The 23,261-nt window shown below is 39.1% G+C and carries 15 protein-coding genes; 7 read left to right on the forward strand and 8 right to left on the reverse strand.

The annotated features are described in order from the left end of the window. Nucleotides 1-93 precede the first annotated feature (93 nt). Nucleotides 94-1,557 carry a protein adenylyltransferase SelO gene (locus IQ10_RS00375; RefSeq protein WP_144448498.1) on the forward strand — a complete coding sequence of 488 codons (1,464 nt, stop codon included), beginning with the start codon at nt 94-96 and terminating at the stop codon, nt 1,555-1,557. A 298-nt stretch (nt 1,558-1,855) separates the two neighbouring features. Here the strand turns inward: IQ10_RS00375 and IQ10_RS00380 are convergent, their stop codons facing one another. From IQ10_RS00380 to IQ10_RS00390, 3 genes are all read right to left on the reverse strand, one after another. Next, a complete protein-coding gene (locus tag IQ10_RS00380; RefSeq protein WP_144448499.1) occupies nt 1,856-3,307 on the reverse strand; it encodes a carbon starvation CstA family protein in 1,452 nt (483 codons plus the stop codon). Between the two features lie 138 nt (nt 3,308-3,445). Further along, on the reverse strand, nt 3,446-4,177 hold the full coding sequence (locus IQ10_RS00385) for a LytR/AlgR family response regulator transcription factor (protein ID WP_144448500.1): 732 nt from the start codon (nt 4,175-4,177) through the stop codon (nt 3,446-3,448). After that, on the reverse strand, nt 4,153-5,916 hold the full coding sequence (locus IQ10_RS00390; protein ID WP_144448501.1) for a sensor histidine kinase: 1,764 nt from the start codon (nt 5,914-5,916) through the stop codon (nt 4,153-4,155). Before IQ10_RS00390 ends, IQ10_RS00385 begins: the two co-directional genes overlap by 25 nt. Before the next feature lie 352 nt (nt 5,917-6,268). Between IQ10_RS00390 and htpG the strand changes: the two genes are divergently transcribed. From htpG to IQ10_RS00420, 6 genes are all read left to right on the forward strand, one after another. Next, on the forward strand, nt 6,269-8,149 hold the full coding sequence (htpG, locus tag IQ10_RS00395) for a molecular chaperone HtpG (RefSeq protein WP_144448502.1): 1,881 nt from the start codon (nt 6,269-6,271) through the stop codon (nt 8,147-8,149). 214 nt (nt 8,150-8,363) lie between these two features. Continuing rightward, nucleotides 8,364-9,416: a dual-specificity RNA methyltransferase RlmN gene (rlmN, locus tag IQ10_RS00400; RefSeq protein WP_144448503.1), complete on the forward strand. Its 1,053-nt coding sequence runs from the start codon at nt 8,364-8,366 to the stop codon at nt 9,414-9,416. A 342-nt stretch (nt 9,417-9,758) separates the two neighbouring features. Continuing rightward, nucleotides 9,759-12,080, forward strand: a complete 2,322-nt coding sequence (locus IQ10_RS00405) for a xanthine dehydrogenase family protein molybdopterin-binding subunit (protein ID WP_144448504.1) — start codon at nt 9,759-9,761, stop codon at nt 12,078-12,080. Then, nucleotides 12,077-12,910: an FAD binding domain-containing protein gene (locus tag IQ10_RS00410; protein ID WP_144448505.1), complete on the forward strand. Its 834-nt coding sequence runs from the start codon at nt 12,077-12,079 to the stop codon at nt 12,908-12,910. Before IQ10_RS00405 ends, IQ10_RS00410 begins: the two co-directional genes overlap by 4 nt. Nucleotides 12,911-12,914: 4 nt before the next feature. Then, nucleotides 12,915-13,382 carry a (2Fe-2S)-binding protein gene (locus IQ10_RS00415; RefSeq protein WP_144448506.1) on the forward strand — a complete coding sequence of 156 codons (468 nt, stop codon included), beginning with the start codon at nt 12,915-12,917 and terminating at the stop codon, nt 13,380-13,382. A 173-nt stretch (nt 13,383-13,555) separates the two neighbouring features. After that, nucleotides 13,556-15,340 carry an L-lactate permease gene (locus IQ10_RS00420; RefSeq protein ID WP_144448507.1) on the forward strand — a complete coding sequence of 595 codons (1,785 nt, stop codon included), beginning with the start codon at nt 13,556-13,558 and terminating at the stop codon, nt 15,338-15,340. A gap of 299 nt (nt 15,341-15,639) precedes the next feature. On the opposite strand, the gene IQ10_RS00425 is transcribed toward IQ10_RS00420, so the two are convergent. From IQ10_RS00425 to IQ10_RS00445, 5 genes are all read right to left on the reverse strand, one after another. Continuing rightward, complete coding sequence (locus IQ10_RS00425) at nt 15,640-17,058, reverse strand: NAD-dependent succinate-semialdehyde dehydrogenase (protein ID WP_144448508.1); 1,419 nt, start codon at nt 17,056-17,058, stop codon at nt 15,640-15,642. A 24-nt stretch (nt 17,059-17,082) separates the two neighbouring features. Next, the gene (locus tag IQ10_RS00430) at nt 17,083-18,462 is read right to left on the reverse strand and encodes a hypothetical protein (RefSeq protein ID WP_144448509.1); all 1,380 of its coding nucleotides are present in this window, start codon (nt 18,460-18,462) and stop codon (nt 17,083-17,085) included. A 19-nt stretch (nt 18,463-18,481) separates the two neighbouring features. After that, complete coding sequence (locus tag IQ10_RS00435) at nt 18,482-19,630, reverse strand: iron-containing alcohol dehydrogenase (protein ID WP_144448510.1); 1,149 nt, start codon at nt 19,628-19,630, stop codon at nt 18,482-18,484. A 164-nt stretch (nt 19,631-19,794) separates the two neighbouring features. Then, nucleotides 19,795-21,408, reverse strand: coding sequence for a sigma-54 interaction domain-containing protein (locus IQ10_RS00440; protein ID WP_144448511.1), 1,614 nt, complete (start codon nt 21,406-21,408; stop codon nt 19,795-19,797). A gap of 137 nt (nt 21,409-21,545) precedes the next feature. Then, complete coding sequence (locus tag IQ10_RS00445; RefSeq protein WP_144448512.1) at nt 21,546-23,246, reverse strand: sigma-54 interaction domain-containing protein; 1,701 nt, start codon at nt 23,244-23,246, stop codon at nt 21,546-21,548. Nucleotides 23,247-23,261 lie beyond the last annotated feature (15 nt).

The raw sequence follows: 23,261 nt of genomic DNA on the forward strand, positions 1-23,261 counted from the left end.
AAAACAGGACATATTATAAAATGCTTATGATGTTTGTTTCATATAAGAGAATAAACGAATATAGAAAAAGCCAAAAGAAGAAAAGGAGAAACTATGACAAAGAGTAAAGAAACAGGATGGAACTTAGACAACAGTTATGCACGTCTACCGAGATCATTTTTTTCCTTCATCAACCCAACTCCTGTACTCTCACCGAAGCTTGTCATTCTCAATGAAAAGTTGGCAACATCCCTTGGGCTGCACGTCGAGGAGATGCAAAGCGAAGAGGGAGTGGAGGTTTTTGCTGGGAACCATATTCCAGAAGATGCTTCCCCTCTTGCGCAAGCTTACGCTGGGCATCAATTTGGACATTTTAATATGTTAGGGGACGGACGGGCTGTGCTGCTAGGCGAGCAGATCACGTCCAAAGAGAAAAAAGTCGATATTCAACTTAAGGGTTCAGGTAGAACGCCTTATTCTCGTGGAGGCGATGGGCGAGCTGCACTTGGACCGATGCTGCGCGAATACATCATTAGTGAGGCTATGTATGCGCTTGGTATCCCTACCACCCGTAGTTTAGCAGTGGTGACAACTGGAGAGTCAATCATTCGTGAAACGGAGCTACCTGGGGCCATTCTAACTCGTGTGGCTGCCAGTCATTTGCGTGTCGGCACCTTTCAATACGCTGCAAACTGGGGCACAGTAGAGCAACTGCGGATTCTAGCCGACTATGCGCTAAATCGTCATTTTCCAGACATTGAAGCTGACGAGAATCGCTATCTTTCACTACTTCAAGAAGTGATTAAGCGTCAGGCTGAGCTTATTGCTAAATGGCAACTGGTAGGCTTTATTCATGGGGTGATGAATACCGACAACATGACGATAAGCGGAGAAACGATCGATTATGGCCCTTGCGCCTTTATGGATCGTTATGACCCAGCAACGGTATTTAGCTCGATTGATATTCAAGGCCGCTATGCTTATGGTAATCAGCCGAACATTGCTGGATGGAATCTTGCACGATTGGCTGAAGCCTTATTGCCGTTGTTTCATGAAGATCAAGAGAAGGCGGTTGAACTGGCCCAGAATGAGCTTTCAGGTTTTCCAGATTTGTTTAACCGTCATTGGCTTGCAGGAATGAGAGCAAAACTGGGGATTTTTAACGAAGAACAACAGGATGACGCTCTTATTCATGATCTTCTCAATATGATGGAGGAGTATAATGCTGATTATACGAATACCTTCCGCGCATTAACTTTTGATCAGTTAGACGATGCAGTTCTGTTTGGCACCGAAGAATTTAAACAATGGCACAAGCTGTGGCAGGAGAGACTTAGTAGACAGCAGGAATCGAAAGCTTCCTCGCATGATTTGATGCAAAATAGTAATCCTGCGCTAATCCCGCGAAATCATCGGGTGGAAGAAGCACTCAATGCTGCAGTGGAACAAGGAGACTATAGCGTGATGGAACGGCTTTTGAATGTTCTTTCAAACCCTTATGCACATTCCGTGGAACAGGATGAATATTCCGCAGTACCTGAGTCTACAATTCCTTATCGAACCTTTTGCGGTACTTGATAGAAATTAGAAACAGCTCTTTCTGCTTATGTTTTACTTTGGACAAATCATGCTGCCTTAATAAAGGGCATCATGAAACAGAGTGAATTAGTAAGATGTAACGTACCATAAGGCAAAATAAAAGTGCACGCGACTGCGTGCACTTAAATCTACATGAGGAATGCAACAGAAATGGCTCCGATTTTGATCAAAATAATAATTATTTTGATCAAAAGTGAAAGAGTATGATTGTCATTTTGGTTGACCTTTTCTTCCTGCTCATTGACAACCTTTAGGTATTCTGGACTGCAGTACCCCATTAGGCAACTCTGTTCCAATCGGAAATATCTTCTTCAAGCGGAAGATTGTTTGCTCGTGCTTTTTTAGCGGCATTAAAGAATAACACAACAAGTATTGTAGCGCCGATTATACCACCAATCCAGGCAATGTTCATCGGTAAACCAAATCCGATTGGTGCATTTAAAATATACGTAATCACCATGACTAACATGAACGTTCCTGGTATAAGTGAGATCCAGTAGTTTTTCTTGGCAATGTATAAATACATGGCGCCGACAAACAAGGCTATCACTGCTGTCGCTTGGTTCGCCCAGCTGAAATATCTCCATAACAGGTTAAAGTCAATTTGTGTTAGCACAACGGAAATCGCAAATAGTGGAAGTGCGATCCATAAGCGGCTTGAAAATTTCTTTTGGGCAATATTAAGGTATTCAGCAATAATCATACGTGCACTTCTAAAAGCCGTATCTCCAGAAGTGATTGGTAAGACAACGACACCAAGTACGGCAATCGTACCTCCTACTGCACCAAGCATCAATACCGATACTTCACTAACAACCGCACCAGGACCACCTGCTGCTAGCATTTCACCTAAGCCACTATAGCCATCGAATAAGCTCATTGCCGCAGCTGCCCAGATCATTGCAATAATTCCTTCTGCAATCATCATACCGTAGAAAATTTTGCGGCCTTGTTTTTCATTTTGAGTTGTACGAGAAATGATTGGTGTTTGTGTAGCATGGAATCCTGAAAGGGCCCCACAAGTGATCGTGAAAAATAGCAATGGTAAAATTGGTGCATTATCAGGATGGAAATTCGATAAAGAAAGTTCAGGGATCGGTGCACCGTTAACGATTAATCCGATACCGACACCAAGAGCACTAATCACCAGTACTGCACCAAAATATGGATATAGACGTCCGATAATTTTATCAACTGGTAATAGCGTAGCTAAGATGTAATAAAGAAAAATAACAGCAATGATAATACCTAATGCAATTTGACCATCCATTAAGACATGAAGCAGACTTGCTGGAGTTGAAACAAATACGGTACCTACTAATAAAAGAAGAAGGATAGCAAAGGCATTAACAACATGTTTCATCACTTTTCCTAAAAACTTACTTGCAAGCTCAGGTAAATGAGCACCACGGTTGCGAATAGAAATCATTCCAGTTAAATAATCGTGGACAGCACCAGCAAAAATACAACCAATTACAATCCAGATAAAGGCAACTGGTCCGTAAAGCGCTCCCATAATAGGACCGAAAACAGGACCTGTACCAGCAATATTTAATAACTGAATTAATGAATTCTTAGGTGTGCTCATCGGTACATAGTCAACGCCATCACTGTTGACGTAAGCAGGAGTAGCACGTTCCTCCTTTACGCCAAAAACTTTTTCAACGAACTTGCCATATGTGAAATAACCTATGATTAAAAGGATGATACCAGCTAGAAATGTGTACATATGTCTCTCCCCCTCGATATGAATGCGCTTACAAAATGAGTATAATAGACATGGGGTTATAGAGGGGAGAATTGAGATTAACAAGTCGAAAAGTCAGGTTATCATGTAAAAAAAAGAGATTAAGATGCAATGAATCATCTAAATCTCCAATTTCATTCTTAAGGCCTTTACATAATTTCGACTAACGGACAACATTTCATCTCGTCCTTTAATTTGTAGGTGATAAGCACCGTTAAACCAGGGAGTTAGACGAGTAACATATTCCAAGTTAACCAAATAACTTTTATGAGTCCGAAAAAAATTAAATGTATTGAGTTTGCTTTCTAAATCCTTAAGAGGTGTTTTGGTTGTAAACTCCTTCGATTTTGTAATAACCCTAGTCAGCTTATCATCTCTGAATATGTAAAGAATATTCTTTGGTTCAAAATAATAAATTTCTCCTTCCGCTTCAACAGCAAGCTTCCCCGTAGGTTTCTCTGTGTCTTTTTCCTTAGAGCTGTTAAACTTTCTTTCAATCCGTTCAATGGTTTCCTTCAGTTGATCTTCATCATATGGTTTAAGTAAATAATCAACCGCATCGTAACGGAATGCCTCAACGGCAAATTGGGGATAGGCTGTCGTGAAGACCACTAGAGGTGCTTTTTTAAGTTCCATTAAAGCTTTGGCTGCTTCCATCCCATTCATTCGCGGCATCTCAACATCTAAAAAAACAACGTCGGGCTGGAGCTGAAGGGCTTTCATAATAGCTGCTTCTCCAGACTCTGCTTCTCCAGCGATTAGGATTGATGGAAAAGAAGTTAATAGATGTTTTAGCTCATCTCGGCTATATAATTCATCATCGACAATTAAGGTTTTGATGGGTGTTTCCATGTTTTCGCTTCCTCTACGCATGGGATGGTGAAGGCAATTTCTGTGCCTTTATTAGGTTCACTTTTTATTTTTAACGCTGCATCATCTCCGAACATCATTGTCAGTCTGCGGTTAACATTATACATAGCGAGGCCTGTTCCGCTCTCTGAATGGACCAGGGGTTTACCGATTTGTTTGATTCGTTCCTTGCTTATTCCATGCCCATTGTCAGCCACAAGTATATAAGTTGAGTTATTTTTCTTTTTAACAATAATATTTATTATGCAATTATTTTCTTTATCTTTAAAGCCATGTTTAATCGCATTTTCAACGAGTGGCTGCAAGGTAAGGGGAGGAATGTTTTGCAGGAGAGCACCCTCGTCAATATCATATGCAACTTCTAATTTATTAACAAATCTCGCCTCTTCGATTGATAAATAAGCTTTCACATGCTTTAATTCCTGCTCCAGTATGGTCATGCTATGTGTGGTTACGGTTAGATTCTGCCGTAAATAATGTGACAATGATATAAGAAGCTTCCGGGCTTTTGCAGGATTAATACGAATAAGTGAAACAATTGTATTTAATGTATTAAACAAAAAATGCGGGCTAATTTGTGCTTGAAGAGCTTTGATTTCTGCTTCTTTTGCCAGTTGATGCGCCTTGTCAGCATCAGCAATTTCAAGCTGATTGCTCATCATTGAACTGAGTCCAGAAATTAGCTCCATAACGACGTCGGTAATCTCTTTTTCAGAGCGGAAATAAAATTTTAACGTACCAATTGTTTTCCCGCGCTGTTTTAACGGGGCTATAACTGAGGCACCGAGAGGACATCCCTCTATTCGACAATGAATCGCTCGCTGATTGGCAACAAGGATTTCCCCTTTCTTAATAGCGTCCATCGTAATTTGGGTTTGAATGGGGCTTTCAGGGCGATGATGGTCAGAGCCAAGTCCGACATGAGCGAGAATTTCTGTCGTGCTTGTTATTGCGACGGCACTTGTTGGAATTTCATGATGGATAATATGACAGACCTCTTTAGCGGAATGAGCAGTGAGTCCATTCCTTAGGTAGGCCAGGGTCTGGCCTGCAATGCGCAGTGTTTTCTGCGCCTGCATTGCACCAGCCTTTTCCTCTTCATTGATCACACTTTTAATAATTAAAAGGAAGAGAGCACAGCCAATGCCGTTAGCTAAAATCATTGGTAATCCAATGATTTCGACTAATGCCCAAGCTTTTTCAAACGGACGGGAAATAAGTAAAATGACAAGCATTTGAATCGTTTCCGCTAATACGCCAATTAGTAAAGCAGACTGCAGTTTTACACGCCCTTTTCTTCTATGAAACCATCCAGAAAGCACACCTGCTATAATGGCAGCTAATCCACAGGAAATAGCAGTAAATCCACCTAGCGAAAAACGATGAAAACCAGCGATTAGTCCAGCACCAATTCCGACTTTATAGCCACCAAGAAGACCACCGAGTACGACACCGATTACCCGCGAATTGACAATCGCCTCATCCGTTGCAAGGTCGGCTGTCCAACGATCAAATTCTAGGCTTTCTATATTAAGACTCAAACCAGTATACGTACCAATAATACCGAAAAAACCAAAGAAGACAATGGCTTTCAATTGCTGTTGGTGATTAAGCTGGTCCTGATACACCATGTCCCTAAAAAATTTAAATCTCGTTAAAATAAAGGCAATCGTTACAATGATACCAATCCGTTCCACCATTGTAATCAATAATTCCAACATGGAAAGCTCCCCTTTTTTGGATTCTTGTCATCACCCGCAAATTCTGCAAACATTTTCTTCTTATTTATTGTATCGTATTCCGAAAGAAAAATAGAAATTAGAATTTTAAATGTTCCATTAAAGCTTCTGCTATAATGAATACTGTTGTAAATAATCTGATTATTTACCATTATACAGTTGTTTTACTTAGATAATGGTTTGGCCGTCCCTCTATAAACAACATGTTGACACAGACAGCAGTATATGATAATTAAATAGTGATTAGCACTCGGATGTATAGAGTGCTAATCATCTAAAAAAGAGTATGACAGCCATTCTAATGAAGATTAAACGTATGAAAGGGGAATCTTTAATGGAAAAAATGCAATTTAAAGCAGAATCTAAACGATTATTAGAAATGATGATTAACTCGATTTACTTGCAAAAAGAAATTTTCTTAAGAGAGTTAATTTCGAATGCAAGTGATGCAATTGATAAAATTTATTACAAGGCTTTAACAGATGAAACGTTAAGCTTCGACAAAGATCATTATTATATAAAAGTGGTTGCTGATAAGGAAAATAGAGCATTGAAAATCTCTGATACTGGGATTGGGATGACAAAGGAAGAGCTTGAACAGAATCTTGGTACGATTGCTAAGAGTGGTTCTTTAGCATTTAAAAAGGAAAATGAATCAAAGGATGGCCATGATATCATTGGTCAATTTGGCGTTGGTTTTTATTCTGCTTTTATGGTGGCAGACTCGGTGACAGTGATGTCCAAGGCATTAGGTGAAGATACTGCGTATAAGTGGGAATCTGAGGGTACAGATGGCTATACGATTGAGCCATACGAAAAAGAAGAAGTCGGTACAGAGATTATTTTGAAAATCAAAGAGAACACAGAAGATGAGACATATGATGAGTATTTAGAAGAGTATCGCTTAAAAGCCATTATTAAGAAATACTCTGATTTCATCCGCTACCCAATTAAAATGGATGTGACAGAGAGGAAACGTAAAGAAGGCAGCGAAAGTGAATATGAAGATGTAAAAGAAGAACAAGTAATCAATAGCATGGTTCCAATTTGGCGTAAGAATAAAAGTGAGCTTACGGCTGAAGATTACGAGAACTTTTATAATGAAAAACATTACGGTTTTGACAAGCCGCTAAAGCATATTCACATTAATGTCGATGGTGCTGTTAGATATAATGCCATTTTATTTATCCCTGAGAACATCCCTTTTGACTACTATTCAAAGGAATTCGAAAAAGGGTTAGAGCTCTACTCTAATGGTGTCTTAATCATGGATAAATGCGCTGACTTACTTCCTGACTATTTTAGCTTTGTAAAAGGAATGGTCGACTCAGAAGACTTGTCACTTAATATTTCGCGCGAGATTTTACAGCAGGACAAGCAGCTGAAGTTAATTGCAAAAAACATTAACAAGAAAATAAAGAGCGAATTGCAAAGCTTACTAAAGGATGATCGACAAAAGTATGAAGCATTTTATCAATCCTTTGGTAGACAGTTAAAATACGGCGTGTATGGTGATTTCGGAGCGAATAAGGAAGTCTTACAGGACTTATTGATGTTCTATTCTTCTAAAGAGAAAAAGCTAGTCACATTAGATGAATATGTATCAAGAATGCCTGAAGACCAAAAATATATTTATTATGCATCAGGTGATTCGTATGAACGAATTGAAAAATTACCACAAACAGAAATGGTAGCGGATAAAGGCTACGAAATTTTATACTTTACTGAGGATATCGATGAGTTCGCGATCAAAATGCTTATGAATTATAAAGAGAAAGAATTCAAGTCTGTTTCAAGTGGTGATTTAGGAATTGAAGCTGAAGAAGATCAAAAGAACACGGAGTCAGAAGAGAAGGAGAATAAAGAGCTCTTTGATTATATGAAAACCATTTTGTCAGACAAAGTAAAGGATGTTAGAGTATCTAAAAGGTTGAGATCTCACCCAGTATGCTTATCTACTGATGGTGATGTGACAATTGAAATGGAAAAGATACTGAGTGCGATGCCAGATAATCAAAATATCAAAGCTGATAAGGTGTTAGAAATTAATATCAATCATGATGTATTCAACTCCTTAAAAGAGGCCTTTGCACAAGATAAAGAGAAAGTAGATTTATATACGAAGCTATTGTACAATCAAGCTCTTCTCATTGAAGGACTGCCAATCCAAGATCCAGTAGAGTTCACAAATGACATTTGCAAAATAATGGTGTGATCAATAAAAGCATGGGCATTTTCCCATGCTTTCAATTTTGCTTGAAAGCCAACCATTTGGTAGTATGTATGAGGTGAACCATCTCAATTAGTAAGTTTTATATACACAAAACACAATCCGAAGTGTCCGAACGAGTGAAAGAGAATTGCTTGTTTGGGCTTCTTTCGGTAGAATGGGAGTAAATTTTAAAATGTAGAAAGGAGGGTAACGAAAGATGAAAGAATCGATTTATGGTTTAACATTCGAGCAGCTATCGTCATGGCTACTCGAGCATGGACATAAAAAAGGGCGTGCTGAAAAGGTCTGGGATTGGCTATATCAGAAGCGAGTAACGGACTTCTCTGAGATGATTGATGTGAATAAAGAGTGTGTTCAATTACTAGCGGATCATTATGTCATCCAAACATTATCTGAGCATGTAAAGCAAGAATCAGCGGACGGAACGATTAAGTTTTTGTTTAAGTTAATGGATGGAAATTTGATCGAAACGGTTTTAATGAGGCATAAATATGGGTTATCGGTTTGTGTGACCACGCAAGTAGGCTGTAACATTGGTTGTAGTTTTTGTGCCAGTGGATTAATAAAGAAAAGCCGTGACCTATCAAGTGGTGAGATTGTTGAGCAGATTATGAATGTGCAGCTCCATCTCGATAAAGCAGGACAAGACGAGAAAGTCAGTCATATTGTTGTGATGGGAATTGGCGAGCCGTTTGATAACTTCGAAAACATGGTGAATTTCTTAGAAGTGGTTAAAGATCAAAAAGGATTGGCAATTGCTCCAAGACATATTACGGTATCAACGAGTGGACTTGCCGATAAAATTTATAAATTTACTGATTTAAAATTGCAGGTTAACCTAGCGATTTCTCTGCATGCACCAAATAATGAACTTAGAACACGTATCATGAAAATAAATCGTGCGATTCCATTAGAAAAATTAATGCCAGCAATTCATTACTATGTGGAAAAGTCGAACCGGAGAATTACATTGGAATATATTCTTTTGAAGGATGTAAACGATCAGATTGAACATGCAAAACAGCTTGCTGAGCTGATTGGTGATACGCGCGCGTATGTTAATTTGATTCCATATAATCCTGTCGATGAACATAGTCAATATCAACGAAGTGAAGAAGAATCAATACTGGCGTTCTATGATGTCTTAAAGAAGAATGGCATTAACTGTGGAATTCGTATTGAACATGGCACAGATATTGATGCCGCTTGTGGGCAATTAAGAAGTAAACAAATGAAAAAAGCTCAATAATTTGATAAAGTGCAGGCAAAAGCGTATCCACTATAAGTTGGTACGCTTTTTTCTTTTTTCTCTGTAAAACGGTGAGGTAGTTAGTAGGTCAGTTGAGTTAAGTCGTAATGTCGTTTCGACCTGAGAAAAATGAAAGGCATTACTGAACAATAGGGCCAAAAAATTTAGTCCTTTTTTGATATAGGCATCTGTTCTAGATGTAGAAGTATGGTGAATATAAGTGAATATAATCAATACGACAACGATAGGCTGAGAATATTTTGAACCTCTAAATATAAAACGCTATAAATATTGTTCGTGGCACTCATGATGATTGCTAATAAATAGTCAGGAGGGGCTTTGGTGAAGATAATTGGAAAAAGTGTAATCCGTAAAGAAGCTCTGGATAAGGTGACAGGGGTAGCTGAATATACGGCTGATTATCAATCACCGGATATGCTACATGCCAAAATGATTACTAGTCCGTATGCCCATGCAAAAATTAAGTCCATTCAAACAAAAGAAGCTCGTGAGGTTCCAGGTGTACGTGCGATTCTTTTAGGGAAAAACAATCCGCTAACTGGAGAAGAGATCCGCGATCGACCACCGATTGCTTTTGATAAAGTGAGGTACCACGGTGAGGTGGTTGCCGTTGTTGTTGCTGATCAACCAGTATTGGCAAAAAGGGCTGCAGATCTCATCAAAATCGACTATGAGCTCCTTCCTGTTGTCCATTCGCCCACTCAAGCAATAAAGCCAGATGCTCCTCTTGTTCACGAACGTTTAGGTGAATATCAAAGGTCAAAAAGTAGTTACCCCGTTCCAGGAACGAATATTGCAAGTCACTATAAAATTCGTAAAGGCAATATCGAGAAAGGCTGGCGTGAGAGTGAAGTGTCAGTGGAAGAAAGCTTCTCGTTTACTCCATCAGATCATGCCGCTATGGAAACAAGATGTGTAATTGCCGAAATCCATCCACATGGAAATATTGTCATTTGGTCCTCCTCTCAGGCTCCTTTTATGATTAAGCGATTAATGAGTATGTACTTTAATATTGACGTGGGAAAAGTGATAGTAAAAACACCTTTAGTTGGAGGAGGGTATGGTGGTAAGGCAGCTGTGCAGCTAGAAATGATTGCTTACCTTGCTTCCAAAGCTGTCAGGGGGAAGAAAGTGAAGATCATGAATATGAGAGAGGAGGATATGATCACGTCTCCCTGTCATATTGGGCTAGATGCAAAAGTGAAGCTTGGCTGTACCAAGGATGGCATGCTTAAGGCTGCAAAAATCACCTATTTATTTGATAGTGGTGCCTATGCTGATAAAGGGGCTAGTTTGAGTCGAGCAGCAGCCGTTGATTGCACAGGTCCCTATCATATTGAAAACCTATGGTGTGACTCTTTATGTATGTATACAAATCATCCCTATGCCTCTCCTTACCGTGGATATAGCCATGCAGAGCTGTTGTTTGCGATTGAAAGAACAATGGATCTATTAGCACAAAAACTGAATATCGATCCGTTTGAGTTACGATATAAAAATGCGATTTTACCAGGCCAAACTACTCCGACACAGGTCCTATTAAACAAAAGCAATCTCGGTGATTTGCGTGCCTGTATTGAAAGAGTAAAGGAATTGAGCAACTGGAACGAAGGCCAAGTTATTGAAGTAAATGAACGGATTGTTCGGGTTAAGGGAGCGAGCTGCGTATGGAAAACATCAACGATTGATACAGACGCAAGCTCAGGTGTTATTCTGACTTTTAATGAGGATGGATCAATTAATCTCATGTCAGGAGTTGTTGAGATCGGGACAGGTACAAAGACGATTTTAGCGCAAATTTTAGCTGAACATTTAAAAATGGATGTTGATAAAATTTATGTGAAAATGAAGGTCGATACACAATCGACACCAGAGCATTGGAAGACTGTTGCAAGCAGGGGAACATTTATGGCAGGAAGAGCTGTATTGAGGGCAGCAGATGATGTGATCCGTCAGCTTAAAGACATTGCATCCTGTGTATTAAGAGTATCACCTGATGATTTAATTGTGGCAAATAGTCGCGTGTTTTTAAAGGATGATCCAAACATTGGTCTTGGCTTTGAAGAGATTGCTTACGGTTATACGTATCCAAATGGTAATGCGATAGGTGGCCAAATTATTGGGCGAGGACATTATATTTTACGGCATTTGACGACACTAGATAAGGAGACGGGTGCCGGCAAGCCAGGCCCAGAGTGGACGGTAGGTGCTCAAGTTGTAGAAGTGGAGTTTGATCGAAGAGATTACACGTATAGGATCGTGAAAGCAACTTCCGTTATCGATGCTGGGAAAGTGTTAAATGAAAAAGCAGCCAGAGGTCAAATTACAGGTGCCATGAGCATGGGATTGGCTTTTGGTGGGCGTGAATCGTTTCAATTCGATGAACTTGGAAGAGTGCAAAATCCTCAATTACGAACATATCGACCAATACATTACGGGGAACAACCTGAGTATGTAGTTGACTTTGTCGAGACACCGCAGCTAGATGCACCGTATGGCTCTCGTGGTTTAGGAGAGCATGGCATTTTAGGAATGCCTGCTGCTCTTGGAAACAGCCTATCTCTAGCGGCTGGCGTTCCACTGAATCAATTACCTCTTGTGCCTGAGCTAATATGGAGGTCAAAGGAGGGGAGAGAAAGGTGATTCCATTTGATTTTGACTACTATAAACCGAAAACAATGGAAGAAGCAGTAACTCTATTTAGCTCGCTAAAAAGGGAAGGCAAGCAGCCCGTGTATTACTCAGGTGGAACGGAAATTATTACGCTAGGACGATTAAATCTATTATATACAGACGCTGTTATTGATATAAAAGGGATTCCTGAGTGTCGTCAACAGTATTTTAACTCAGGATTTCTACATATCGGATCTGCTTTATCGTTAACAGAAATAGAGGAAACAAATCAATTTCCTTTACTCAAGCAAACAGCTAGCGAGGTCGCAGATCATACCTCTCGTTCAAAAATAACACTCGGTGGTAATATTTGCGGGAATCTATTTTACAGGGAAGCTATTTTGCCTTTTTTGTTAGCTGATAGTCAGATTGTGGTCGCTGATGTAAAAGGAACGAGAACGGTCCCGATCAATGAGCTATTTCATGAGTGGTTACAGCTAAAAAATGAAGAATGTCTTATTCAATTACAAGTTGAACAGAAATATCTCGAAGCTCCATTTGTTAGCATTAAAAGGCGTAAACAGTGGGATGTCGGATATCCACTCATTACCGTTGCTTCGTTAATGGTCGATGAGGAAATAAGGGTAGCCATAAGCGGCCTATGTCCGTATCCATTTAGGTCTAAGGAAATGGAAGTCTTTTTAAACCAAGGTGAGTTATCGAATGAGGAAAAAATCAATCAAGCTATTTTGCACGTGCCAAGTCCGATTTTAGATGATGTAGAAGGATCTGCTGACTATCGCCTGTTTGTATTAAAAAACACACTCGCGGATATATTGGCAAGATTAGAAGGAGCGTAGAATAATGAATCTACTGCCTATTACACTTGATATAAATGGTGAAAAAAGATTGGTGTCAATCAGAGCGGCTGATACGCTTTTATATGTGCTACGAGAAAAATTGGGCTTAACGGGATCTAAGCCTGGGTGCTCGAATGGAGATTGCGGAGCTTGTACGATAACAATTAATGGATCGCCTATGAAATCATGTTTGATGCTCGCTATTGAAGCAGTAGATCTTGAGATTATGACAATTGAAGGGTTAAAGGCTGCTCCTATACAAATTGCTTTTGTAGAGGAATTTGCTTTTCAGTGTGGCTATTGTACGCCAGGTTTTATTATGAATAGCCACTCCTTAGTTAATCATCACCCCAATGCGAGCGATAAACAACTAAAAGAATGGCTCTCATCTAATATTTGCAGATGTACTGGATATGAGGAAATCGAACGTGCGGTGCGGTCGGTTTTAAGGAAGAATAATGAAGAAAATTAAATATGAAGAAAATCTCCAGTAACTACTTAATGGAGGTTTTTTTATGTTAAGATTAAAAATTTTTCTATAATTCCAATTTTTATGTTGAATTAAGAAAGCGCTTTAACCTATAATGAGATCAGATGGCAGGTCATCTGATGACCTGCTTAACAGCGGAGTTGGAGGTTAAAGTTATGGATGGTCTTATTGTACTTTCATTGTTAGCTCTTGTACCTATTGTCGCCGTATTTTTATTTCTCGTTATATTACGTTGGCCAGCAAAACGTGCCATGCCAATTGCATTTGTTGTAACCGCTTTATTAGCCTTGTTTGTTTGGGATGTTCCAGGAAATCAAGTAGCTGCCGCAAGTGTTAGAGGGGTTGTCACAGCACTTGAAGTCGGTTTGATTGTCTTTGGTGCAATCTTATTACTTAATACATTAAAAGAAAGTGGAGCCGTGCATACAATACGCCAAGGGTTCACTTCGATTTCACCAGATAGAAGGATTCAAGTGATTATTATTTGTTGGTTATTCGGTTCATTTATAGAAGGAGCAGCTGGTTGGGGAAGCCCTGCAGCCGTTGTTGCGCCACTTCTAGTTGCTATTGGTTTTCCAGCGATGGGCGCTGTTATGGTAGCCTTAATTCTCCAATCAACACCCGTATCCTTTGGTGCAGTAGGAACGCCAATCTTAATTGGTGTTAACACTGGACTCACAGGATCTCCGCTTGTGGAGCAGTATGTCGCGGAGCAAGGAACGACATTTACGTCACTTTTATACGGAATTGGTGGACAAGTTGCCGTTCTTCATGGGATAATCGGAACATTTATACCGTTGTTTATGGTAGTAATGTTGACATTTTTCTTCGGCAAGAACAAATCGATTAAAGAAGGACTCGCTGTATGGAAATTTGCCCTTTTTGCAGGGGTTGCGTTTGCTGTTCCTTACGTTCTTGTCGCCAATCTACTTGGACCAGAGTTTCCGTCTTTACTCGGAGCCCTGATTGGTTTAGCGATTATTATTCCAGCAGCGAAAAAAGGTCTTTTTGTACCGAAACAGACGTGGGACTTTGGAGACAAATCGACTTGGGATCCTGACTGGGTAGGGAATTTGCATATAGACGAAAACGAGAAACCGAAGAGACGTATTTCATTACTTTCAGCTTGGTCTCCGTATATAGTAGTGGCGCTGTTACTAGTTCTGACACGTGTACAATTTTTACCGTTTGGTGAGTGGATTAAGTCATGGGTGCTTTCCGCTGAAAATGTATTTGGAACGTCAATATCCATTTCAAGTGCACCATTAAATGTACCAGGAACTGTTTTTGTCGTCGTCTCCATTTTTGCTGTGTTTTTACATAAAATGTCATTTAAAGAGTATAAAAAAGCTGTTAGTGACTCATCAAAAACGGTTGCTAGTGCCATGATTGCTTTATTATTTTCAGTACCAATGGTTCAAATTTTTATTAACTCAGGGGTGAATGCTTCAGGGTATGAGAGTATGCCTTTAGTGCTTGCCGAAACGATTTCTAATGGTTTTGGTGATTATTATCCATTGGTTGCACCGCTCATTGGCGCACTTGGCGCATTTGTTGCGGGTAGTAATACCGTTAGTAATATGATGTTTTCACTGTTCCAATTTGGAGTTGGCGATAGCATTGGGGTAAATCCAGCCACGATTGTTGCGCTTCAAGCAGTAGGGGGAGCAGCCGGGAACATGATCTGTGTTCACAATGTTGTTGCTGCATCTGCAGCAGCTGGTCTAATAGGGAAAGAAGGAAATCTCATTCGAAAAACATTGATTCCAATGACATTTTATGTCGTTCTAGCTGGTAGTATTGGATATGTCTTTTTAAATGGATTTGGATTTAATATTGGTACAGTTTTATTAGTTTTAATCATTGTTGGCATAATTGGAGCATGTATAAGTGGTAGCAAGAAAAATAAAATCGACAGTCATTTAAAAATGTCAGCATAATCGAACGACATAAGGATGGGGCTTTTAGAAATAGCTAAAAGCCCCATCCTTTATTGTAATAACGTTGAAGGTGTGCTAAAAAAGTATATCATTTATGAAGGTAACAAGTATCATTATCACCACAATTTTCATGCAGCTCTTCTTTATTGGCAGCCAGTGAATTTTATTCAGACATCCCCTATGTAAAAGGAGAGGTCTGGCCTCTTAGATGTGTTCCTGTCATAAGAACTTGGTTCTCAACACAAAAAGCAGTGCAAACGCACTGCCTTTTGTGTCTATAGATTTATGTTAGACTTTATTTATAGACCTAATGAAACATATTTTACTTCTAAATAATCTTCTATTCCATAATGGCCACCTTCACGTCCCATACCACTTTGTTTAAATCCACCAAACGGAGCTTGTGGTGTAGATGGCAGTCCATCATTTAATCCAATAATTCCATATTCAAGTGCTTCAGTAATACGAATTCCGCGAGTAATGTTTTCTGTGAAAACATATGCTGCTAGGCCGAAAATGGAGTCATTTGCACGTTTTATTGCTTCTTCCTCTGTTTTAAAAGAAGTAATAGGTGCTAATGGTCCAAAAGTTTCATCTGTCATACATAGCATTTCATCATTAACGTTAGACAATACAGTAGGTTCCATAAATAAACCTTCTTTTACGTTACCACCTGCTTCGATCTTTGCTCCAAGTTTAACAGCATCCTCAATATGATTTTGGACTTTTTCAACAGCAGCTTGATTAATTAGAGGTCCAATATCAACACCCTCCTCAAGTCCGTTGCCAATTTTAAGTTCCTTCACCTTAGGAACGAGCTTCTCGATAAACTTATCGTAAATCGATTCATGTACATAAACACGGTTTGAGCAAACGCATGTTTGACCAGCATTACGAAACTTTGAGCTAATAACGCCTTCTACCGCTTTATCTAAATCGGCATCATCCATCACGATTACTGGTGCATGCCCCCCAAGCTCCATCGATACCTTCTTTACAGTATCCGCAGAACTTTTTAACAATGTCTTTCCAACTTCAGTTGACCCTGTGAAAGTTAGTTTACGAACACGACCATCTTCTGACCAAGCTTCTCCAATGGCTCTTGAGTCACCAGTTACTAAATTCACTACACCCTTTGGAATTCCAGCCTTTTCAGCGAGTTCTACCATTTTAATCGCAGTTAGGGGAGTTAGGTTAGCTGGTTTAATAACGACCGTACAACCTGCAGCTAAAGCTGGTCCTACCTTACGAGTAATCATTGCCGCTGGGAAATTCCATGGTGTAATCGCAGCAATAACTCCAACTGGTTGTTTATGGACAAAGAGACGTTTATTACGTTGGGTAGCAGGAATCGTTTCACCGTAAATCCGCTTAGCCTCTTCAGCATACCAAGCAAAAAAGCCATTCGCATAATTCATTTCGCCTATTGATTCTTTCAAAGGCTTTCCTTGCTCTGATGTCATAATTTTTGCGATTTCTTCTTTGTTTTCGTCAATTAGATCATGCCATTTACGAATCAACTCAGCACGTTCATAAGCTGAATATCGTGACCACTCACGAAACGCTTCATACGCTGCATCAGCAGCTAGATAGGCTTCTTTATATCCACCATGTGGAACTGTTGCGATTATTTCTGCTGTAGCTGGGTTGGTTACTTCAATCAAATCAAGTTCTTGTCCTACCCATTCACCATTTATATACATTTGATAATGTTTCATTGTATCAATTCTCCTTTACTATTCTTAAGCGTTTTTAATCTTTTCAAATTCAAACTCTTCTTTTTCCTCATCACCTTTAAAGAAATCTTTGCCGTAAATGATTAAGCAAAGAATGATCCCAACTACGAAAGCCCATGTTGCCCCTTTCGTTGCCAATACGGCTCCAATGATACCTGCTATTCCTAAATCACGTTGACTTTTCGCTTGCATGATACCAACACGAACACTTACATAACCTTGGATAAGAAGAGTAAGCGCTAAAGCAACACCAAGTATTGGTTCTACTAAACTAACGATTGGTAATAATAGTAATCCTGTATTTGTTCCCCAACGGAAAGATCCAGAACCTCCAAAAAGAGAGTGCATCGCCTTTTTACCATCTTTATAACGCTCAATTACAACGACTTGCATGGCTGCCCATAACGGTCCACACATGACAATATCTGGTCCAAAAATACCCATTGTCGCGTTTCGTCCACCAAAGATTAAGTGAGCGCGATTTGGGTTGTAATCAATTTTTTCATCTGTTCTAATCTCATCGGCCTCACTGACAAGGGCTTTACTTTGCAATACATCACCAAATAAAACAATGTAAGTAGCTAGTACTGTTGGAATGGAAGAGATAAACATCATCAACGGTGGGAAGCCTAACCCGAAAACAGTGAACTCAGTAAATAATGTAACAAAATCGGGATTACTAAATCCCCACTCAATCGTAGGCCATGGTGCTTCACCAAATAGTGGTGCAATGATAATGGATAAAATGATAATAGGGAAGATACCTAAGTTAGCAAGGACACGCCAAGCTCCACCTCTTGCTTTGAGTTTTGCAAAATGTTTTGAGAATATGAGATAAAATGCAAACCCACATGCAATACTAATCGTAATCGGGAACATTTCAAAACGTCCCCCTACCTCAAAGATTGAAATAATAGCTGCAAAACCTGCACCTAAAATAACACCTGCTTTTAATGCATTTGGAACTAGCCCTACGACTTTACTAGCTAAACCAGTTATTCCAAGAAAAATCGAGAATATTCCTAAGGTTAGCTGGAAGGCTATGAGCGCGTATATCCTTTCGTCTCCTTCAGGGAATTGCGAGACGAATAAAATCATTAACGGAATTGCTGGTGTAATCCAGCCTGGAACTACGGGATCACCTAACAGGTGATGGGTTAAATATAAAATTCCATTTAAAATAACGACTGCTAATGCGACTTCAAAAGGCATCCCAAGATACTGTACCATTAAAGGTATGGCTGCTAAATCAACCGCACACATGAGAAGACCTTGAAAATAATCAGGTAGTTCAAAACGATAATGAATAAAAGGTAATCTTAATTTGAAAGGCCCCAAAGGTGTGTAAGGTGTTTCTTCACCATCTTTTCTTTGCTTCCATAACATCTCTCTTTCCCCCTAAATATCAGAATGCAGACTGATAAATTTTTTCAATATCATTAACAGAAAACAACCGAGGGTTATTCTTTAATAGTCTGTCAATTTTACTTGCATCTTCAGCCATGGAAGGAAGATCTTCTTCTGGTACATTAAATGAACGCATACCTTTTGGGATGTTCACAACCTCGCATAAACGGCGCATCGCTTCTACAGCACGATCAGCCGCTTCTTCATCCGTTAGCCCTGCTACATGTTCTCCTAAGGCTTCGGCAATATCTCGGAAACGTTCGACGCAGCTTATTTTATTCCACTCCATTACGTAAGGTAGGAGAAGCGCGTTACTCACACCGTGTGCAATATTGTATCTGCCTCCAAGTGGATAAGCGAGGGCATGAACTGCTCCTACTCCTGCATTTCCAAAAGCCATCCCAGCCATTAAACTAGCAGTTGCCATATTCTCACGTGCTTTAATATGGTTTGGATTGGCATATGCTTTTGGTAGATTCTTTGCGATTAATTTCATAGCTCCAATTGCGAGCGAATCAGTAATAGGTGAAGCGTTTACAGAAATATACGCTTCAATTGCATGAACAAGGGCATCGATTCCACTAGCAGCTGTTACAGACTGTGGCATTGTGAGTGTCATCTCTGGAGCGACGATCGCAACATCTGGAAGTATGTAGTCGCTTACAATTCCTTTTTTTAATTGAGCTTCCTTATCTGAGAGAATCGCAATATTGGTTACTTCAGAGCCTGTCCCAGCTGTTGTTGGGATTGCAATGATTGGAACACCTTTTTGCGGAACTAAATCGGTACCAAATAACTCTTCAATTTTGCCATCAAAATTTGCATAGGCAGAGACACTTTTCCCGATATCAATTGCACTACCGCCACCTACTGCAATAATGCCATCGTGTTGACCTTCCTGAAAGATTGATGCGCATTCCTCAACAAGGGCAATCTCGGGTTCAGGCTTTACCCCACTGTAAATGCTACTTGAAATATCTTCTAATTTTTCTTGAATGTTTTTAACTACACCGATGTCTAAGAGGATCTTATCTGTAACAATTAATGGATTGTTAATATTTAATCGTTTCACCTCTTTAAATAACTTATCAGTTGCTCCTTCGCCAGTAATTAACTTATTTGCACTTTTAAATGTTGCTATATTCATTTTACAACTCTCCCTTCTTAACTCTATTAATGCAAGGAATGTGCCAACGTTTCAAATTTTCAAAAAAACAGTAGGTTAATATAGGTTTGGGATGGGTGTATAATTAAATTGAAATCATTTTTTTGATTATGATAGTAATCATTAAAGTGATTTCGATTAAAATACTAATCGGATGACTCCCACTTTTTCATTTTTTGGACAATGGTAGATTGACTAACTTTTAATATTTCAGCTGCTTTTCTGGTTGTTTTATATCTTTTTAATGCTTTTATGATTAAATCACGTTCAAGTTTCTCCATTGCACTTTTCAAAGGAACGATTCCTTCTTCATCTAAATAATGTTTTTTAGAGCGTAATCGAATCTCATTTGGAACAATCTGTAGCTCGATAGCTGATTTGACAGAGGTTACAACAAGTCGTTCAACCACATTAATCAATTCTCGGATATTACCAGGCCAGTCGTACTCCAAAAGGGCATCTAACGCTTCAAGAGTAAACTCCTTTTTCATGTCATACTTTTGATTAAATTGATCTAAATAATAGTGTATAAGAGGGAGGATTTCTTTTTTTCTTTGCCTAAGTGGTGGGATTGTAAAAGGCACAACATTTAATCGATAGTAAAGATCTTCTCTAAATGTCCCGTCCTCAACCATCTTTTTTAAGTCTTTATATGAAGCTGCAATAATACGTACATCTACGGTCTTCACTTCCGTTGACCCAACGGGCATAAACTTGTTTTCTTCTACTACTTTAAGCAGTTTTACTTGTAGTTCTAATGGTAGATCTCCTACCTCATCTAAGAAGAGAGTACCTTGGTGGGCTAATTCCATCAAACCCTTTTTTCCTTTAGAAGAAGCACCAGTAAATGCGCCCGCCACATATCCAAACAGCTCTGCTTCAATAAGATTAGAAGATAGTGCACCACAGTTCAATTCGAAAAAAGCATAATTTGAACGTTTGCTTTTTTCATGAATAAATTTGGCTATAAGCGTTTTCCCAACTCCGGTTTCACCTTGAAGTAAAACTTTTACATCTGTTTGTGCCACACGTTCTGCCAGTTCATATAACTCCATTGTCTCTTGGCTAATAATAGTAGAATGAAGGATTTGATCGTATATATCTGAATGCATGTATCTCGCACTTTGCCTGAGGGATTTGAGTTCTTGAAGTTCTTCTATTTGATGCTTTAAACGCAATAGCTCGGTTATATCCCGTACACTATTAATGACATATAAAATCTCATTGTCAGTTCCAAAAATGGGTGTTCCTGATACAATGATTTTTCGTTCGTTTTTTATGGTTTGCATCATTGTGATTGGGCGTTTTTCTTTTAAAACTTCTATAGAAGCTGACTTTGAAATAAGACCTGCTTTCACCAGTTCCTCCATATGGTAGCCGACCACTTCCTCAGCACGAATTCCAGTAATGCGTTCGTAAGCTTGATTGATTTCAACTGTTACTCCGTGTTGATCGGTAATATACACACCATCGTATAAGGAATTAATAATATCTGAGAAAACATGACTTTGAATGAGCTTTGAGTACTTATTGTCTTTTATTTCGTGCAGTATGGGTTTGGAGCTTTTTACACAACGATTATTCATTAAGCTCTCAATAGGTTTATAAACGTTCCCTTTTTGAATAGCTTCATTTAAATCGCTTATTGTAAAAACACCAACCGCTTCTCCAGCCTCATTTTGAACTTCAAGTACATCTTTTCCTGTTGATGAAAATAGGGGTATAGCATCTTGTACAGTATCGAAGAGTCTTAATATCATGAAATCATTCACATCCTGAAAAAAGTTTGAATACATCTGATATTCTAATAGATAAAAGGAATCAGTGGTTTAAAAGAGGATACCATTTTGGGTTCCATGGGTGGAAAACATACTAACATATTAGATTGATTCCTAGATCATAACCTCGGGATCGTCATATTCCACTTTTTTATTTTTTTCACAAGGGTCGAATGATCAACTCCTAAATGTTCAGCAGCTTTTCTAATCGACGTTTTTTTCTGGAGGGCATCGAAAATGATCCTTTTTTCAAATTGTTCCACTCGTTGTTTTAATGTTTGAGCTGACTCTGGGTAACTATGAATATTAAAATGTGGCGGCAGGTCAACAGGCTCAATTGTAAGTGAGGGGACTGACACAATCATGCTCTCGACTAAATTCCGTAATTCTCTCACGTTTCCTGGCCAATGATAGCTTTGTAAAATATGTTTTGTTTCGGGTGAGACATGCTTTTCGATATTAAATAATTTACAAAAATAAGCGAAAAAGTGATCAAGTAAGACCTCGATGTCTTCTGGGCGCTGACTTAATGGAGGAATCGATAATTCAATTACTTGTAGTCGGTAATATAGATCTTCACGAAATTCGCCTTTTTCGACTAACTCCTTCAAATGTTTATTTGTTGCCGAAATAATTCGAATGTCTAATTGCTTTACTTTGTTGCCGCCCAGTCTTTGAATTTGTTTTTCTTGAAGAACACGAAGTAATTTGACTTGTAGGGATAGTGGCAGTTCGCCAATTTCATCCAGCAGGACTGTACCTTTATCTGCTAGCTCAAGCAAGCCAACTTTTCCTTCCTTTCTCGCACCAGTAAACGCACCTTTTTCATAGCCGAAAAGCTCTGACTCTAATAGCTGTTCGGGGATGGCTCCGCAGTTCACTTTAATAAACGGCATATCTGTGCGGTCGCTTAATTGGTGAACTAAATTGGCTATAACCTCTTTTCCAGCTCCTGAAGGGCCAGACAGTAAAACACTCGTTGGGAACGAGGCAATTTGTTTAACTTTATCAATGATTTCCTTCATTTGAACACTTTGAAAAATGACTTTTTCATCGGAACCATCCGTAGAGAATGTATAGCGATTTTGGCTCATTTGAGAAAAGCTTTTTGCCTTTTTTAACTCATTCGTTAGATCATTTAATTGAGTAATATCTCTGACACTAGTAACAACCATTTGAATGTCACCATCTTCATCGAAAACAGGATTTCCTGTTACCATGACATCTTTTTGCTTGCCAATTCGTTGAAGAATTGAAATTCGCTTTTTATCTCGTAAGACAAGGAGAGAGACGGATTGATCAAAATATCCTTGCTTCATTAAATCACTCATGTGATGACCAATCAGTTCTTCTCTTTTGAACCCAGACAATTCCTCGTAGGCTGAATTGACAGTTAGGGTAATTCCTTCTTTATCAACAACGTAAATGCCGTCTGTAGAAAACTCGATAATTTTCTCCATCTGTCTCAATAGCGAACGATAATGTTCCATTTGAGAAATATCTTGAATAACACTAACAGCTCCAATCAACTTACCATCCTGATATAAAGGGGTTCGGTTCACCATGCACTGTAACCCTGCAATCGTCATTTTCACGCCAATTGTACTTTCACCACTAGCAAGAACATGAGGAATTTGTGAATTAGGGACAAACTCACGGATATCTTTGCCGATGTATTCTTGCTGACCTTGTTTTAATAATGTCTGGGCAGATTCATTCATTAATAAAACTTTTTTATGATGGTCCACAACTATCACTCCATTTGACATGGAAGAGAAAACGCTTTCTAAAATTTCCGTATTCATCGTTATTGATTTCATAAGAACTCCTGCCTC

The sequence above is a fragment of the Halalkalibacter nanhaiisediminis genome (genome assembly GCF_007830185.1).
Classification (GTDB): Bacteria; Bacillota; Bacilli; order Bacillales; family Bacillaceae_D; genus Halalkalibacter; species Halalkalibacter nanhaiisediminis.

Bases quoted from the DNA above. Each gene is read 5' to 3' on its own strand.
- IQ10_RS00375 (WP_144448498.1), top strand. From the start codon at position 94: ATGACAAAGAGTAAAGAAACAGGATGGAACTTAGACAACAGTTATGCA.
- IQ10_RS00380 (WP_144448499.1), bottom strand. From the start codon at position 3,307: ATGTACACATTTCTAGCTGGTATCATCCTTTTAATCATAGGTTATTTC.
- IQ10_RS00385 (WP_144448500.1), bottom strand. From the start codon at position 4,177: ATGGAAACACCCATCAAAACCTTAATTGTCGATGATGAATTATATAGC.
- IQ10_RS00390 (WP_144448501.1), bottom strand. From the start codon at position 5,916: ATGTTGGAATTATTGATTACAATGGTGGAACGGATTGGTATCATTGTA.
- htpG (WP_144448502.1), top strand. From the start codon at position 6,269: ATGGAAAAAATGCAATTTAAAGCAGAATCTAAACGATTATTAGAAATG.
- rlmN (WP_144448503.1), top strand. From the start codon at position 8,364: ATGAAAGAATCGATTTATGGTTTAACATTCGAGCAGCTATCGTCATGG.
- IQ10_RS00415 (WP_144448506.1), top strand. From the start codon at position 12,915: ATGAATCTACTGCCTATTACACTTGATATAAATGGTGAAAAAAGATTG.
- IQ10_RS00420 (WP_144448507.1), top strand. From the start codon at position 13,556: ATGGATGGTCTTATTGTACTTTCATTGTTAGCTCTTGTACCTATTGTC.
- IQ10_RS00425 (WP_144448508.1), bottom strand. From the start codon at position 17,058: ATGAAACATTATCAAATGTATATAAATGGTGAATGGGTAGGACAAGAA.
- IQ10_RS00430 (WP_144448509.1), bottom strand. From the start codon at position 18,462: ATGTTATGGAAGCAAAGAAAAGATGGTGAAGAAACACCTTACACACCT.
- IQ10_RS00435 (WP_144448510.1), bottom strand. From the start codon at position 19,630: ATGAATATAGCAACATTTAAAAGTGCAAATAAGTTAATTACTGGCGAA.
- IQ10_RS00440 (WP_144448511.1), bottom strand. From the start codon at position 21,408: ATGATATTAAGACTCTTCGATACTGTACAAGATGCTATACCCCTATTT.
- IQ10_RS00445 (WP_144448512.1), bottom strand. From the start codon at position 23,246: ATGAAATCAATAACGATGAATACGGAAATTTTAGAAAGCGTTTTCTCT.